The organism is Litchfieldella rifensis (genome assembly GCF_042646605.1).
GTDB lineage: Bacteria > Pseudomonadota > Gammaproteobacteria > Pseudomonadales > Halomonadaceae > Litchfieldella > Litchfieldella rifensis.
The window spans coordinates 93,275-109,496 of record NZ_JBHRUG010000013.1; the positions used below are offsets into that span (position 1 = coordinate 93,275).

Consider the following 16,222-nt stretch of genomic DNA (forward strand, 5'->3'; position numbering starts at 1 on the left):
TTGTCGACGGCCGCCATGATTCACAGAAACCTTGAAAGAGCTTGTGGATAACCACTGGACAAGCGTCTCTTGTCGAGGACTGCTGGGGCATGGCGACTATCGTTCAGTTTTTGACCAGCATTTTCGAGCGCCAATCGCGCGAACGCTTGCCGAGGCTACTGACAAGCCGCCCGCCACCGGGGTACAGTGCGCGGTTCAAGACCGGGAAGACGATATGCAGCCGATTCGCACACTCCACGATTTCTTCATCCGCAGCGGTGCCCAGGTGCTTCTTTACCATATGGGGAGGCGCGTCACGCCCTGCTCGCCTGCGACCCTGGCCGCTTTCGAAACAGGAGAGCAGTCCTGGCCTTGTCCTTGGCAGGGCCAGGCGCGTCTGGCCTGCGTATTCACTCTCGGCGACGCCCCCGAGCCCATGATCTGGTTTCTGGCGCTACCGCTGGACGAACAGGGGCAACTCGACCCAGGCCCTCGCGACGCTTTTCTGCAGCGCCTGCTGGAAACCCTGGGGCGTAGTGTGGAGCATCTGGGTCGGGACGACGGTCACGTCGACAACCTGATGAAGGACAACCCGCTGGCTTTCACGCCGCCCTTGCCTTATCAGGCCATGATGCATGCGCGGGCGAGTTTCGATCTCGATCACCCGGCCAGCCAGCACCTGGAGCTGGTCGAAGCGTATCTCGCCGGCGAGCAGGACGCCTCACAATGGCCGGCGCTCGGCCTGCAGGGACTCGCCGACTTCGCCGTGCGTCACGACTCCCACCAGGCCGCAGCGCTGGCGACACGGCTTCCCGAGCTGCCTGTAGAGGTCGTGCACGCCCTCTGCCACTGCCTGGAGCATGTGGCCGTCGAGTCGTCTCTGACACGCGCGCTACGCGGCCGCGGTGAGCGAGCGGCCCAGCAGGGAGACCTCGAAACCCTGTGTGCCTGCGTACGTGCCGTAGGGGCCGGCCCCACCGACGAGGTTGGCGCCTGGTTCGATGACCTGCTCGACGATCCACATGCCTGTGGCCCCGATTTGTTGGCCGCCATCGCGGCACGGGGCTGGGAGCATCTCGAGGACGACCGCCGCTTACCCCTGCTCCTGCAGCGCGCAGCCGAGCATCCCAAGGCGGACTTCTTCGCCCTGGCCCGCGACCTGGCACTGATCCCCCGGCTGCGTCTGCCGGTGCTGATGTGTCTGCGCGACGCCACGGCGGACTCGGCCATCGGCCGGCGTCTCACCTCACTCCACCGTCAGTGACGAGTCAATCCCATGAAAGCATTACCTTATCAGGCCAAGGCCGTGATCGGTCGTCGTGAAATGGTCACCCTGCCCGAACTCGGCCTGACATTGTGCTGCAAGGCCGATACCGGGGCACGTACTTCGGCACTCCATGCCGAGGATATCGAGTCCTTCGAGGAAGACGGCCATGTGTGGGTCAGCTTCGTGACACGGGGTGGCGGTTTGGGGAGCCCTGCTCACCCATTCAAGATGCACCTGCATGACCGCCGGCGCGTCACCAGTTCCAATGGCCAGAACGAGTGGCGTTACGTGATCCGTACCCAAATGGAGCTCGGCGAACTGGTCTTTCCCGTGGAACTGACGCTGGCCGACCGGCGCGATATGCGACACCCCATGCTGCTCGGTCGGCGCGCCATGCGCCGCCTGCTGATCGCTCCGGGTGCCGCTTTCCTGCATGGCGAACCTTGATCCCCACTCTCCACTGCCCCGAGGACGAAGAAAGACATGCATATCGCCCTGCTATCGCGCAACCGCAACCTATATTCCACCCGCCGGCTGATCGAAGCGGCGGAAAGTCGCGGGCATAGCGCCCGGGTGGTGGATACCCTGCGCTGCTACATGAATATCGCGTCGCATCGTCCCTCGATTCACTACAAGGGGCAGGAAATCGAGCCTTTCGACGCGGTGATCCCGCGCATCGGTGCCTCGGTTACCTTTTATGGCTGTGCGGTCTTGCGTCAGTTCGAGATGATGGGGACCTATGTCCTCAACGACTCGGTGGGCATCACCCGCTCGCGCGACAAACTGCGCTCGTTGCAATTGCTGTCGCGCAAGGGGCTGGGGTTGCCGATCACCGGCTTCGCCCACTCTCCGGATGACATCCCGGATCTGATCACCATGGCCAAGGGCGCGCCTTTGGTCATCAAACTGCTGGAAGGCACCCAAGGCATCGGCGTGGTGCTCGCCGAAACCAACCAGGCGGCCGAAAGCGTGATCCAGGCCTTCATGGGCATGAAGGCCAACATCATGGTTCAGGAGTACATCAAGGAGGCCAAGGGCGCCGACATCCGCTGCTTGGTGATCGGTGACAAGGTGGTGGCGTCCATGAAGCGCCAGGCCGCCGACGGTGAGTTCCGTTCCAACCTGCACCGCGGTGGCAGTGCCAGTGTCATTCGCATCACTCCCGAGGAGCGCTCCACGGCGATTCGTGCCGCCAAGGCCATGGGCCTGCGAGTCGCTGGGGTCGATCTATTGCGTTCCAACCACGGGCCGGTAATCATGGAGGTCAACTCCTCGCCGGGATTGCAGGGCATTGAAACGGCAACGGGCAAGGATATCGCTGGACTGATCATCGAACATATCGAGAAGAATACCGCCACGCAGCGCAAGACCCCTCCCAAAAAGCCCAAGGGGTGATCGCCGCAAAAGCGACCAAACTTGCAAAAAAGCAAATTTATTGATCACGAGGGGTAGCAAAACAGTGTTCTCCCCCGCACAATCAGCGTCACCGGAGGAGGTGACCGCTCATGTTTCTCGATAATCGCCAAGTGGCGATGGACAGCGTCTTGGAAGCGCTGGCCGACAGTCTCGACTATTTCCAGGACAATCTCGAGCGCCTGCGCCCGTCGTTGCGCGAGACATTGAAGCCGCATTACGAGGCGCGCAGCGAAGCGATGCATGAGCTCCAGGAACTGGCCAAGAAACACCTCCGCATGTTACCGCGTGACGCCGATGTCGAGCGCGACGACTACCTGTGGCTGTGGAGCCGCCTGAAGAGCTTCGTCGGTAACGACAGTCAGGTGCTGATCGGCGAACTGCTCGAACAGGAACGCGTGCTGATGCAGGCCATGGCCACGCTATATACCCACCCCCTGCCCGACCCCATCGAACCGGTTCTCGAGCGTTGCTGGAAAGGCTGCCGGGCATTGATTCGTGAACTCTACCGACTGCAGAAACAGCGGCGCTGATCCACTTTCGCCTGACGTCAGTCGAGCATGTCGAGGGTCTCGTAACGTGGCGGCCGTGGCGCCGGGTAGGGGGCGATCTGCAGCGGTTCCTCGGGGCCCAGGAAATGGGGCTGACGCCGCCAAAGGTACAGGTCGCCCACGGTCGCCATGCGCGCGAGCCATTCCCTGACCCGCAGCCGCCATACCCCTGTCACATGATTCGACGGTACGGCACACCCGGTGACTTCCAGCCCCAGCGCATCGGCGATGAACATTGCTCGCGGCAGGTGCCACGACTGCGTGATCAGCATCGCTCGCTGGACACCGAAGATCTTGCGTGAGCGCGCCAGGGTGTCGAAGGTACTGAAGCCGGCATAGTCGAGGGTCATGTCCTCGTCGCGCACGTTCCGGCCGCGCAGATCTCGCCACATGGTCACCGGCTCATTATAGAAGCGTGTGCGGTTATCGCCGGAAAGCAGCAGGTGCTCGACGCGGCGCGCACCGATCAACCGCGAGGCGGCACTCATGCGTGCCTCGAAATGCGGGTTACGGCCGCCGTCACGGCTCCAGTACGAGGTGCCGAAGACGATGCCCACCGGCGCGGTGGTGCACTCCAGCAGGTTGCGTTCGATGCGTGATTGGGTCTGGCTCAGCACCCACAGGTTGGCCCCCACGGACAGCAATGTCGCCAGAAGCGCAACCACTCCCAGCGACATCAACAGCCTCACCAGCACTTTCTGCAGCACTCGCCGCATTCACCTTCCTCGTCACAGCCCGGCTCGCGCCACTTTTCGGCCGAGCCTAGAACATCCCTAGTTCGAGCCGCGCCTCTTCACTCATCATCTCCCGGCTCCAGGGCGGATCGAAGACGGTTTCCACATGCACCTTGGTGATCTGCGGCGCACCGAGAATCTTGTTGCGCGCATCGGCGGCGATCACCTCACCCATGCCACACCCCGGAGCGGTCAGCGTCATGCGGATGGTGACGATACGCTCGCCGGACAACAGACGCTCGATACGACAACCATAGACCAGTCCCAGCTCGACGATGTTGACCGGGATCTCAGGGTCGTAACAGGTGCGCAATTGATCCCAGACGAACTGCTCGATCTCGTCTTCACTGGCATCCTCCGGCAAGGTCGGTTTCGGCAAGGGTTCGAGTCCCAAGGCATCGAGGTTGGAACCCTCGATCAGAAACAGCCGCCCTTCATGGGCAACGCTCACCGAACTGCCCTTGGCCTGCATGACCGAAACGAGACTGTCCTCGGTCAGCGTCACGGTCTTGCCGAAGGGGATGGAGATCACCTCCACGTCCCGCTGCAGTGGCATCTCCTGCCCCTTGTAAAGGCTATCGACTTGCACCATGGCTGTCATGACTCTCCTTCCCGATCCGCTCAACGAACCATGCCGATCACCCGCTCGAGCGCCTCGACGAAGATATCGATTTCCTCGGGGGTGTTGTAGGCGGCAAAGGACGCCCGGCAGGTGGCATCGACACCGAAATGTGTCAGCAGCGGCTGTGCGCAATGGTGGCCGGTACGAATCGCCACCCCCAGCTGATCGATCAGCAAGCCGATATCCTGGGAGTGGGCGCCGTCGACCACGAAGGACACCACGGCGGCCTTGTGCGGTGCCGTGCCCAGGATGCGCAGACCGTCGATGGTCGACAAGCGCTCGGTGGCATGCGCGAGCAACTGCTGCTCCCAACGGCCGATCAGTTCCAGCCCGATCCCGGACACCCACTTCAGTGCCGTGCCGAGCGCGATCACTTCGGCGATCGCTGGCGTACCGGCTTCGAAGCGGTGCGGAATGTCGGCAAACGAGGTGCCAGCGTCGAAGGACACCGTCTTGATCATCTCCCCCCCACCCTGCCAAGGTGGCATGGCCTCGAGCAGTGCTGCCTTGCCGTACAGCGCCCCCGCGCCGGTGGGGCCGTAGACCTTGTGGCCGGAGAAGGCATAGAAGTCGGCATCGAGGGTCTGGACATCGATCGGCTCGTGCGGAGCGGCCTGAGCGCCATCGACCAGGATCAGGGCATCATGCTCGTGGGCGATGGCGGCCAGTTGCTGGATCGGGTTGATGGTCCCGAAGGCATTCGAGACATGATTCACCGCCACCAGGCGCGTACGCTCGGTGAACAGGTCGCGGTAGGCGGTCAGATCCAGCACGCCGCGCTCGTCCACCGGAATCACCTTGACCACAATACCCAATTGCTCGGCAAGCAATTGCCAGGGCACGATATTGGAGTGGTGTTCCATGAGCGACACCAGCACCTCATCGCCGGCCTTGAGATTGGCACGTCCCCAGGCGTTGGCCACCAGGTTGATGGCCTCGGTGGTGCCGCGGGTGAAGACGATCTCGCGGCGCTCGCGGGCATTGAGGAAGACCCGCACCGTCTCGCGAGTGCCCTCGTAAGCCGCCGTGGCCTCGTCCGCCAGGGTGTGCAAGCCCCGGTGGATGTTGGCATTGTAGCGGCGATAGTAATCGTCGAAGGTGGCAATCACCTGGCGTGGCGTCTGGCTGGTGGCGGCGTTGTCCAGATAGACCAACGGCTTGCCATGGACTTCCCGCGCGAGAATCGGAAAGTCGGCACGCAACTTGGCCACATCCAGGGTCCACTCCTTGAGGGCATTCATGATTCACTCTCCTCCCCGAGAGCCACTGCGGCTTCTACCAGCCCGGCCAGGTTGAAACGCTCGGGCAACTTGCCGGCCACCGCCAATTCGACCCGCTCGGCCACGGCATCGAGTGCTACCTGCTCCATCACCTCGCCGGCGAAGGCCAGGGTCAAAAGCCCCCTCGCGGTCTGCTTGTCGATGCCGCGAGTCCTCAGGGCATAGACGGCTTCCTCGTCGAGCTGACCGGTCGTGGCGCCGTGCGAGCACTTGACGTCGTCGGCATAGATCTCCAACTCGGGTTTGGTATCGATCTCGGCACGGTCGGAAAGCAGCAGGTTGGCGTTGCTCTGGTGCGCCTCGATCTTCTGGCTATCGCGCTTGACGATCACCTTGCCATTGAACACGCCACGTGCGCGGTCATCGAGGATGCCCTTGTAGCTCTCGTTGGAGAGGGTATGCGGCGCATTGTGATTGACCAGCGTGTGGTTGTCGACGTGCTGGCGCCCTTGGGCGTAAAACAGCCCGTAGTAGATGGCCTCGGCCCCTTGGGCATTGAGGTCGGCGACGATATCGTTGCGCACCAGCGCGCCACCCAGGTTGAGATTGAACGAGGTGAAGCGACTGTCGCGGCCCTGGTCGACATGCAGGCTGGCGATGTGCAGGTCGCCCACGGGGGCCTCTTGCAGTTTGTAATGGGTCAGGATGGCACCACGCTCGAGCAACGCCTCCGACACCAGGTTGGTGAAGTTGGCAGCGCCCTCTTCGCCCACATGGTGTTCAAGCACAGTGGCCTCGCTGCGGGCACCCGCCTGGATCAGCACTCGCGGGTGGCTCATCACCGGCTGTTCATGCGCCCGTGACAGGAATTGCACGATGATCGGCTTTTCGACCACCGTTCCCGGTGCCAGGCGAATCACAGCCCCTTCCTCGGCGAAAGCGGTATTGAGGGCAGCGAAGGGGGAAAAGTCCACGCCGGTGAGACGTCCCAGCACCGCCCCCACTGCCTCATGATTGGTCGCCAGCGCCTGCGACAGCGGCTCGATGGTCACGCCCTGAGGCAGTTCGGTCAGATCCGACAACGCCGCGGAGAACACGCCATCGACGAATGTCAGTCGCAAGGCCTCGATGGGCAGCGTAAGCGCCGCGGCGGTGGCCTTGGAAAACTCGGCGTCGCTGGCGAGAGCGAATTCGCCCCGCGAGATGGCGCGCACATCGGTGTACTTCCAGGCCTCATGGCGCTTGGTGGGAAATCCCACCGCCTCGAAGCGCGCACTCGCTGCCTGTCGCCGTGCGGCGATCCAGGTCGGCTCGGCGGCATCGCGTGCCGCCTCGCGTGCCTTCAGGGCCTCGAGAAAGGTCTGTTCTTCGCTCATGCGGCGGAGTCCTCCACTACCCAGTCGTAACCCCGTGATTCCAGCTCCAGTGCCAGGTTCTTGTCGCCGCTCTTGACGATGCGACCGTCGACCAGCACATGCACCACATCCGGCTCGACATAGTCGAGCAGACGCTGGTAGTGGGTGACCAGCAGGATGGCGCGCTCGGGGTCTCGCAGCGAGTTGACCCCGTCGGCAACGATTCTCATGGCATCGATATCGAGGCCGGAGTCGATCTCGTCGAGCATGGCGAGCTTTGGCTGCAACACCAGCATCTGCAGGATTTCGTTGCGCTTCTTCTCGCCACCGGAGAAGCCCTCGTTGACGGCACGCTGCAGGAAGCTGGCGTCCATCTTCATCTGCGCGATCTTCTCCTTGACCAGCTTCATGAACTCCGGCGCCGGGATCTCGCCCTCCCCCCGTGCGGCACGCTGGGCATTGAGCGCCGCCTTGAGCAGGTAGACGTTCTTGACTCCCGGGATCTCCACCGGATACTGGAAGCCCATCAGCATGCCGGCCTGGGCACGTTCCTCGATCGCCATCTCCAGCACATCGCGGCCTTCGAAGGTGATCGACCCCTGGGTCACCTCGTAGCCGTCCTTGCCGGCGATCACCGCCGACAGGGTCGACTTGCCGGCCCCGTTGGGGCCCATGATGGCGTGAACCTCGCCGACATTGACGGTCAGCGAGAGCCCCTTGAGGATTTCGCTGCCTTCCACCGTGACGTGCAGATCCTTAACTTCGAGCATGTTTGATACCTTTGATTCCAACGGGCCGCCGGGGCGCCCTCACAAAATTGAACTTCTACCCAACCCAGAGTGACCGAGCACAATAACGCCTCAGCCCACGGCGCCCTCAAGGGTGACGTTAAGCAGCGCTTCCGCCTCGACGGCGAACTCCATCGGCAGCTCCTGGAAGACGTCCTTGCAGAAGCCGTTGACGATCATGCTCACGGCGTCCTCTTCCGAGATCCCTCGTGCCTGGCAATAGAACAGCTGGTCCTCGCCGATCTTCGAGGTGGTGGCCTCGTGTTCGACAGTCGCCGAACTATTGCCGATTTCCTGGTACGGGAAGGTATGCGCACCACAGGTATCGCCGATCAGCAGCGAATCGCACTGTGTGAAGTTGCGCGCGTTCTTCGCCCGCGGGCCGATCTTGACCAGGCCGCGATAGGACTGGTTGGCGCGACCGGCCGAGATGCCCTTGGAGACGATGTAGGAGCGGGTGTTCTCGCCGATATGAATCATCTTGGTGCCGGTATCGGCCTGCTGACGGCCATTGGTCACCGCCACGGAATAGAACTCGCCGACGCTGTCCTTGCCGCGCAGCATGCACGACGGGTACTTCCAGGTGATCGCCGAACCGGTCTCGACCTGGGTCCAACTGATGCGGGAGCGATCGCCGCGGCAGTCGCCACGCTTGGTGACGAAGTTGTAGATGCCGCCCTTGCCGTCCGCGTCCCCGGGGTACCAGTTCTGTACCGTGGAGTACTTGATGTAGGCGTCTTCCAGCGCGACCAGCTCGACCACCGCGGCGTGGAGCTGGTTCTCGTCGCGCATCGGCGCAGTACAGCCCTCCAGATAGGACACCTGGGCGCGACTCTCGCAGATGATCAGGGTACGCTCGAACTGGCCGGTGTTGGCGGCATTGATGCGGAAGTAGGTGGACAGTTCCATGGGGCAGGTCACACCTTCGGGCACGAAGACGAAGGAACCGTCCGTGAACACCGCCGAGTTGAGCGCCGCAAAATAGTTGTCACCCTTGGGGACCACGCTGCCCAGGTACTGCTTGATCAGTTCCGGGTAATCGCGGATCGCCTCGGAGATCGAGCAGAAGATGACGCCCGCCTCTCCCAGCTTCTCCTTGAAGGTGGTGGTCACCGACACCGAGTCGAATACCGCATCCACCGCCACACCGGCCAGGGCCGCACGCTCGTGCAACGGGATGCCCAGCTTCTCGTAGGTCTCGAGCAGCTTGGGATCGACTTCATCGAGACTCTGCGGCCGATCTTCCGGCTTCTTGGGCGCGCTGTAATAGGAGATCGCCTGATAGTCGATGGGCGGATAGTCGAGATGCGCCCAAGACGGCGACGTCATCTTCAGCCACTGGCGATAGGCATCCAGACGCCACTCGAGCATCCATTCCGGCTCGCCCTTCTTCTGCGAGATGAAGGCGATGGTATTCTCATCCAGGCCGGGCGGCACGGTATCGCTTTCGATGTCGGTCACGAAGCCTTGGGTATATTCGCGACGGACAAGCTGCTCCATTTCCTGACTTGCCATGGTGTCTCTCCCCTCCCGGGCGGTTACGGTCGAGCCTTGCTCGGGTGATATCGTTTACAGATCGCTGGAGGCGGCCAGCGTCACGGTTTGTATGGGCAATTGCACCGGCAGTTTGATCGGCGTGTCCCGAGCCAGATGCGCCAGGGTTACGCTATCAAGCAAAGTGCGCACGGCCAGCGAGACCCGCTGCCAGTTGTCGGCCACGCCACAGGTGGCGACGAGGTCGCAATCGCCATCGGCATGGCTGCATTCGGTCATCGCCACTGGCCCCTCGATCGCACTGATGATGTCGCTGGCGGTGATTTGTGATGCCGAACGCGCTAAGCGATAGCCGCCCTGCGCGCCGCGCTGGGACTCCAGCAGGCCGGCACGCACCAGCATCTTGAGCGTCTTGCTGACGGTGGGATGCGGCAGTTGGACGGCCTCGGCCAGTTCCGTGGCGGCATGCGGCTGCTCCGGGTGACGGGCAATCTGCGCCATCACCACAGCGGCATAATCGGTTAACCGGGACAGTTTCAACATGCCAGCACTTCCTTCACCTTCGGCATTCCCTTGCCGCGCATTTCGATTGGGGACCATTTTAGTCCTGTATGAAGATGATGTGAAGAGGGCAACCCCGTTCCTGCCGGATCAGGTGAGAATGGCAGCACAATCGATGCCGTTCGCATCAAAAACGACAATCATTCTTATTTGCAAACATTATCGCCAGAACGGTATAACCTCTGGAAACGCTAGGAAAAATCCTTGAAAAATCTTCTCGCGGCATCGCAGCAAAGTCAGTAGTCAAATGAAATCAAGGCATTATCTCACATGCCAAGAGGCATTGTTGCCAAATGGCGACAGCCTAGTGCCTTGTTATAGCGGCCTTATAGCTCCCCTCAGCAATAGTGTCTCTTTATAGAGACACAATCCCCCCTTTTGAGCGTCCAACACCTTGCCATCGACACCGAAACAAATATGCTAACTCGTTGATTTACGACATTAGAAACACTGTTCGGCATGATATTGGCTAAGATCTTAGTGTTCTTCGAATCCAAATGGACTCGCCCGTCTCGCTGCCTGATCAGCCGGGGACGCCTTGCACTTGGCGCCCCGCAAAGCTGCGAGCGGCTATCGAGCAAGGAGCCACAACATGCGGATCGCGATTTTTGGTTCAGGCTATGTTGGCCTGGTTACCGGGGCATGCCTGGCAGATGTCGGTCATGACGTCATCTGTGTCGATGTCGACGCCGACAAGATCACGCGTCTGAATAACGGCAAGGTTCCGATCCATGAACCGGGTCTGGAAACGCTGATTCATCACAACCTCAAGACCGGACGCCTGCGCTTCACCACCGACGCGGCCAGAGCCGTGAACTTCGGGCTCCTCCAGTTCATTGCCGTCGGCACCCCTCCCGACGAGGATGGCAGCGCAGACCTGCATCATGTCCTGGAAGTGGCACGCACGATCGGCATGCACATGCAGGACTACAAGATCGTGGTCAACAAATCGACGGTTCCCGTGGGCACGGCGGAGAAAGTCCAGTACGCCATCGCCGAAACCCTTTCGGCCCGCGGCGTGGAACAGGACTTCGATGTCTGCTCCAACCCGGAATTTCTCAAGGAAGGCGCGGCTATCGACGATTTCTCGAAAGGGGCACGGATCGTGGTCGGCACGGATTCCGAACGCGCCAGGCAAGCCATGCAAGAGTGCTATGCGCCTTATAGCCGGCTTCAGAACAAGCTGATATTCATGGACATACGCAGTGCCGAACTTACCAAGTATGCCGCCAATGCCATGCTGGCGACCAAGATCAGCTTCATCAATGAAATCGCACACCTGGCCGAACGCCTGGGGGCCGATATCGAGCAGATCCGTCATGGCATCGGCAGCGATCCGCGCATCGGCTACCACTTCATCTATCCAGGCTGCGGCTATGGAGGCTCGTGCTTTCCCAAGGATGTCCAGGCCTTGACGCGTACGTCGCGGGATCTCGGTCACGAGTCGCATTTGCTGAAAGCCGTGGAAACGATCAACCAGCGTCAGAAAGGCCAACTCTTCCACAAGCTGTCGCAGGCTTTCGACCATGATCTGCGGGGTAAGAATATCGCCCTCTGGGGGCTGGCCTTCAAGCCCAATACCGATGACATGCGAGAGGCCCCCAGTCGCACGCTGATGGAAGCGCTATGGGCTGCCGGCGCCAGAGTCCAGGCCTACGACCCCGAGGCCAGCGAAGAGTGCCGGCGTCTCTATGGGCAACGCGATGACCTGACGCTCAGCCGGCGTCGTGACGAGGCACTGGAGGGGGCCGACGCCCTGGTCATCTGTACTGAATGGAAAGAGTTTCGTGCAGTGGATTTCGAGGCATTGCGCCAGACACTGTACCACCCGGTGCTGGTCGATGGACGCAATCTCTTCGATCCCGATACCGTCAAAGCGGCCGGCCTGCGTTATTACGCTATCGGCCGGGGAGACTCCCTGCACGCCGCCACGGTGATATAGGGGAATTCCGATGGCGCATTCATCGCTAAGACCCTCCGCCGCCAGTTGGGTGACGGAATTCACGGTTCTGTTGCTGGGGCTCGCTCTGCTGACCGTGCTGATCGCGGAACTGCCCCGCAATATCTTCTCGCCCGAGTCGCAGAGCTTCTTCTTCGTTATCGGGGCCATCGGCATCTGGCGCTATTCCTGGTGGTTCGTCCTGGCACTGCGTTCGGTGTGGTACAACCGCCGGGTCTTTCCCCAGCTACGAGCCGAGGCCGACGCCATCGGTGCGGTAGAGCAGCCGCCCGCGCTCTACGTCCTCTGTACGTCCTACCGCATCGAGCCGGAGGTCACCTTCGCCGTGTATGACGCGCTGGTGCGAGAGGCCCGGGACTATGGGGTACCGACCACCATCTTCGCTGCCATCGCCGACCGCACCGATGTCGATGTCATCAGCCATGTGCTCGACGAGAACGGCTGGCCGGACAACGTCGAGGTCCGCTACATGTTCCAGAAAGGCGATGGCAAACGCTCCGCCATGGCCGAGGTACTACGCGCGATCTCTCGATGCATGCCCCCGGAAGGCTCGCTGCTGGTGTCGATGGACGGTGATATCCGCCTCGAGCCCGGCACACTGGAACGATCGCTGCCATTCTTCCTGTGCCAGGAGGCGTTGGGTGCCCTGACCACCAACAACAACGCCCTCGTCACCGGCGGCGATGCCACCAAGGAGTGGTATGACCTGCGCTATGCCCAGCGCCATCTGGTGATGAGTTCGATGTCGCTGTCCAATCGTCTGCTGGTACTGACCGGACGCTACAGTGTCTTCCGCGCCGAACTGGCGACCGATCCGAGTTTCATCGAACTGGTCGAGAGCGACCATGTCGAGCACTGGCGCTTCGGCAACTTCAAGTTTCTCTCCGGTGACGACAAGTCGACCTGGTACTGGCTGCTCAAACGCGGGTGGAAGATGATCTACCTGCCCGACGTGTATGTCTCGGGATTCGAGGAACTGCCCAACCGCAAGCGCTTCTTCGCCTCGACCATCGAGCTGATGCGCCGCTGGTACGGCAACATGCTACGCACCAGCAACCGGGCCATCCAATTGGGACCGCGACCGATGGGAATGTTCACCTGGTGGAGCCTGGTCGACCAGCGGCTGTCGATGTGGACCACGCTGGTCGGTCCCATGGTGGCCCTGCTGGTAACGCTGTTCGTGCGCCCCTCGTTCATCTTCGCCTACCTGCTGTGGATCCTGTTCACGCGCACCCTCGCCACCCTGGTCCTGGCCTGGCAACGAGGACGTTTCAGCCTGCTGTGGATTCCCTTGCTCTATTACAACCAGATCGGCGGGGCATTGCTCAAGACGTATGTCAGCTTTCGCTTCAACCGTCAGAAATGGTCGCGCCAGGGCATTTCCACCGGGGAGCCCAGTGACCCCGTGGCCGCTCGTCGACAACGGCTCATGGGCCACTTCATACATGGTGTCTATGTCAGCTGCATGTTGTTCGTACTGATCATCACCACGGGGGTCCTGATGCCTCCCGACCTTGTCTCGCTGACCATTCTGCAGGACTGGGGGATCGTTCCCTGATTGACGCCCATGGCACCCAGAAGACGAGCTAGCACTAGGAGAAGCAGACTCATGTCTGATCACTATTCCAACACCGACGGCGTCAACCGTACCGAGCCCACCCTTGGGCGAGGGCGACGCACCCTGGCAACCCCTCATCACGCCTCGCCCCACGAAGCCGAGAGAGGCGTGGGGGACCACGCACATCGTCCCACTCCCGAGCATGGCCTGAGGGGCGGACCCGAGCATGGCCACGAGCCCGACTATCGTCGCCGGCCAGCGCCTAGCTCCCCAGGCGGGCAGCATCCAGCCTCGCGTCCGGCCGACGACAAGCTGGTCCATGAACGCCGTGACGAGCGTCGGCATGTGCGTGTGACCCCACCCTTCCACGTCAAGCTCGCCGATGGACGTGTGCTGACTGGCGCCGACGTATCGCTCGGCGGCTTTGCTCTCTATAGCGATGCCCCGATGCAGCCGGGCAGCGTGGTATCGGCCTCGCTATTGCTGGAAGCCGGGGCCGCGGAGCTCAATGTGCCGCTCGACGCCCGCTGCGTGCGCTGCACCCCGGTGGAGGAGGGCAAGCGCACCTACAAGGTGGCCTTCGAGATCACCACCATCGAACCGCCACAGCGGGAACTGCTGCAGCGCGTGATTCGTGCCTACCTCAGCGGTCGTTACGCCACTATCGACACCCTGGTCGACATCGAAGACCCTCAGACGCCCCGCAAGCGTCGTCCACGAAACGGCGCCCCGCCCTCGAACACGCGACCACCCAAGCCCTTGGGACGCTATGTGGCACTGTTCATGGCCGCCGGGATCCTGGCCTTGGTGGCCGCCGCCACGGCCTATCGCAACTTCATGCTGATCGAGCCCAGCTTCGCCGCCGTCACGGCGCCGCGCATCGATATCCGCGCACCCGGCTCGGGGATTCTGGAGGAGCACGATCTGCAAGCCGGCGATAGTGTCGAACGCGACCAGTACCTGACCTCAGTGAAGAACAGCGACCTGGAATCCGAACTGATCCTGGCGAAGGCCTCGCATCGCTTCAACGACCAGTTGATCAAGAACCTGCAGGAGAGCCTGGACTCCGGCGGTACCGAGCAGGTCAGCCTGGTCAATTCGACCCAACCTCAGAGTGGTGACACGGTGAGCTTCGAAACCGCCTCGCCAGAGATCGCGCGTGCGCGTATCGAACAGTTCGAGACCGCGCGTGACTACGAAAACTCACGCATCAGCGCACTCGAGTCTCGCATGGCGATGAACGACATCACCAGTCCCTGCGACTGCCTGGTGGCCTGGGCATTGAGTAGCGCCGACGGCACCTATATCAACGAAAGCGAGCGCATCATGACGCTGATCCGCACCCACGAGGACGACGTCCTGGTCGAGGCGCTGGTGCACATGCGTGACATCGCCCGCATCGAACCCGATCAGATGGCCTATATCGCCCTGCCCCATGCCTCCGAGCCGATCCGCGCCAAGGTACGCAGCGTGGCACTCGATGTCGAGCGCCAGCCCCGCGCCGGTTTTCCCAGGTGGGTGCGACAGCAGCAGAACGTGGCGAGCGTGTTGCTGGTCCCGGAAACCACCTTGCCCGCCGAAGCCGTTGGCCAGCCGGTCGACGTTCGCTTTACCGAGGCGCCGCTGCTGGGGGCCACGGCAGAGTGGATCTGGCAGGGCGGACGTGCCGTGGCCCAGTTCGTCGGCCAGGTCTTCCACGTGGCCACGGGCGGCCATGAAGAAACCGGCTGAGCATAGACGCCGTATCGAGCACCCTCTCGTCGGCAACAGGCAATCGTTGCCGCGACCCAAGGAGACAACCATGCCCAGACAGCCATCCACGACTGCACCACATTGTTTCACCAGCCGTCGTCTCGCCATCGCCTCTGTCCTCCTCGCGGCAACGACGGGCCTCCCGGCACAAGCCGACAGCCAAGAGGACGATGCCTTGGCCGTACCGCAAGTGGCCGCCTGCTCCCAACGTTATCCATTGGTCGCCAGTCCACGTCCGGCAACGGGGAACGGAACGGCCAAGGAGGCAATTCGTCAGGGCTTCGGCACCGATCGCGACTGGGGCACCGAACAGAATGTGGAGATTCTTCCACCCGATGCTACCGGGCTAGGCGAGCCGGGTCTGCGGGTGCATTACCCCGAGGGCACATCGTCACCCGGCGATACCGAAGAGGGGGGCGCCGGCTTCTATACCGAGGAAGCCGCCTTCCAGGCCAGCGACCGGGGCTGCCTGCAATACCGGGTGCGCTTCGAACCCGGTTTCGATTTCGTCAAGGGCGGCAAATTGCCGGGCCTGTACGGCGGTGAAGGCCCCAGCGGCGGAACCGCCGCCGATGGCGAGAACGGCTTCTCGATGCGCTTCATGTGGCGCGAGGATGGCCAGGGCGAGCTCTACGAATACGTGGTCAACCAGGACGAGGAAGAAGATTACGGCGCCTCGGTAGGACGCGGCCTATGGCACTTCCCCACCGGACGCTGGGTCACCATCGAGCAGGAGATCATCCTCAATGACCCCGATCAGGAGAATGGCGTGGCCCGCGTGTGGATCGACGGCGCACCGATGCTGGAACAAAACGGCATCGTTTACCGGACCACGGATAGCGTCACCATCGACGGCCTGATGTTTTCCAGTTTCTTCGGTGGCGATGGCGAGGAATGGCGAACCCCTCGAGATCAGATCATCGACTTCGCCGCCTTCCGCTTCTATGCGCCGGGCCCCTGAATCGGAT

The 16,222-nt window shown here is 62.0% G+C and carries 15 protein-coding genes; 8 read left to right on the forward strand and 7 right to left on the reverse strand.

The genetic code is table 11. The annotated features are described in order from the left end of the window. Window positions 1–214: 214 nt before the first annotated feature. From ACFOEV_RS05885 to ACFOEV_RS05900, 4 genes are all read left to right on the forward strand, one after another. The gene (locus tag ACFOEV_RS05885) at window positions 215–1,243 is read left to right on the forward strand and encodes a DUF3549 family protein (RefSeq protein WP_386772206.1); all 1,029 of its coding nucleotides are present in this window, start codon (window positions 215–217) and stop codon (window positions 1,241–1,243) included. Window positions 1,244–1,255: 12 nt separating this feature from the next. Continuing rightward, the gene (locus ACFOEV_RS05890) at window positions 1,256–1,693 is read left to right on the forward strand and encodes an ATP-dependent zinc protease family protein (protein WP_386772207.1); all 438 of its coding nucleotides are present in this window, start codon (window positions 1,256–1,258) and stop codon (window positions 1,691–1,693) included. A 36-nt stretch (window positions 1,694–1,729) separates the two neighbouring features. Continuing rightward, window positions 1,730–2,641, forward strand: coding sequence for a 30S ribosomal protein S6--L-glutamate ligase (gene rimK, locus ACFOEV_RS05895; protein ID WP_386772208.1), 912 nt, complete (start codon window positions 1,730–1,732; stop codon window positions 2,639–2,641). Between the two features lie 110 nt (window positions 2,642–2,751). Continuing rightward, window positions 2,752–3,192, forward strand: coding sequence for a hypothetical protein (locus ACFOEV_RS05900; RefSeq protein ID WP_386772209.1), 441 nt, complete (start codon window positions 2,752–2,754; stop codon window positions 3,190–3,192). Window positions 3,193–3,209: 17 nt separating this feature from the next. On the opposite strand, the gene ACFOEV_RS05905 is transcribed toward ACFOEV_RS05900, so the two are convergent. From ACFOEV_RS05905 to ACFOEV_RS05935, 7 genes are all read right to left on the reverse strand, one after another. Beyond that, window positions 3,210–3,926, reverse strand: coding sequence for a SanA/YdcF family protein (locus ACFOEV_RS05905; RefSeq protein ID WP_386772210.1), 717 nt, complete (start codon window positions 3,924–3,926; stop codon window positions 3,210–3,212). 46 nt (window positions 3,927–3,972) lie between these two features. Next, window positions 3,973–4,536, reverse strand: coding sequence for a putative Fe-S cluster assembly protein SufT (sufT, locus tag ACFOEV_RS05910; RefSeq protein WP_386772261.1), 564 nt, complete (start codon window positions 4,534–4,536; stop codon window positions 3,973–3,975). A gap of 29 nt (window positions 4,537–4,565) precedes the next feature. Beyond that, window positions 4,566–5,807 (reverse strand): cysteine desulfurase, encoded by a 1,242-nt coding sequence (locus tag ACFOEV_RS05915; protein ID WP_386772211.1) that lies wholly within the window; start codon window positions 5,805–5,807, stop codon window positions 4,566–4,568. After that, complete coding sequence (sufD, locus tag ACFOEV_RS05920; RefSeq protein WP_386772212.1) at window positions 5,804–7,162, reverse strand: Fe-S cluster assembly protein SufD; 1,359 nt, start codon at window positions 7,160–7,162, stop codon at window positions 5,804–5,806. Before sufD ends, ACFOEV_RS05915 begins: the two co-directional genes overlap by 4 nt. Further along, window positions 7,159–7,911 (reverse strand): Fe-S cluster assembly ATPase SufC, encoded by a 753-nt coding sequence (sufC, locus tag ACFOEV_RS05925; RefSeq protein ID WP_386772213.1) that lies wholly within the window; start codon window positions 7,909–7,911, stop codon window positions 7,159–7,161. The genes sufD and sufC overlap by 4 nt, the downstream gene beginning before the upstream one ends. A gap of 90 nt (window positions 7,912–8,001) precedes the next feature. Then, a complete protein-coding gene (gene sufB / locus ACFOEV_RS05930) occupies window positions 8,002–9,444 on the reverse strand; it encodes a Fe-S cluster assembly protein SufB (RefSeq protein ID WP_386772214.1) in 1,443 nt (480 codons plus the stop codon). Between the two features lie 54 nt (window positions 9,445–9,498). Continuing rightward, the gene (locus ACFOEV_RS05935) at window positions 9,499–9,966 is read right to left on the reverse strand and encodes an SUF system Fe-S cluster assembly regulator (RefSeq protein WP_386772215.1); all 468 of its coding nucleotides are present in this window, start codon (window positions 9,964–9,966) and stop codon (window positions 9,499–9,501) included. 610 nt (window positions 9,967–10,576) lie between these two features. Between ACFOEV_RS05935 and ACFOEV_RS05940 the strand changes: the two genes are divergently transcribed. The 4 genes from ACFOEV_RS05940 to ACFOEV_RS05955 all read left to right on the forward strand — a co-directional run bounded on the left by ACFOEV_RS05940 (window position 10,577) and on the right by ACFOEV_RS05955 (window position 16,215). Then, on the forward strand, window positions 10,577–11,926 hold the full coding sequence (locus ACFOEV_RS05940) for a UDP-glucose dehydrogenase family protein (RefSeq protein ID WP_386772216.1): 1,350 nt from the start codon (window positions 10,577–10,579) through the stop codon (window positions 11,924–11,926). Between the two features lie 10 nt (window positions 11,927–11,936). Next, window positions 11,937–13,502 (forward strand): glycosyltransferase, encoded by a 1,566-nt coding sequence (locus tag ACFOEV_RS05945; protein ID WP_386772217.1) that lies wholly within the window; start codon window positions 11,937–11,939, stop codon window positions 13,500–13,502. A 51-nt stretch (window positions 13,503–13,553) separates the two neighbouring features. Then, window positions 13,554–15,233: a PilZ domain-containing protein gene (locus ACFOEV_RS05950; RefSeq protein ID WP_386772218.1), complete on the forward strand. Its 1,680-nt coding sequence runs from the start codon at window positions 13,554–13,556 to the stop codon at window positions 15,231–15,233. Window positions 15,234–15,303: 70 nt separating this feature from the next. Then, the gene (locus ACFOEV_RS05955) at window positions 15,304–16,215 is read left to right on the forward strand and encodes a polysaccharide lyase (RefSeq protein WP_386772219.1); all 912 of its coding nucleotides are present in this window, start codon (window positions 15,304–15,306) and stop codon (window positions 16,213–16,215) included. Window positions 16,216–16,222: the final 7 nt, after the last annotated feature.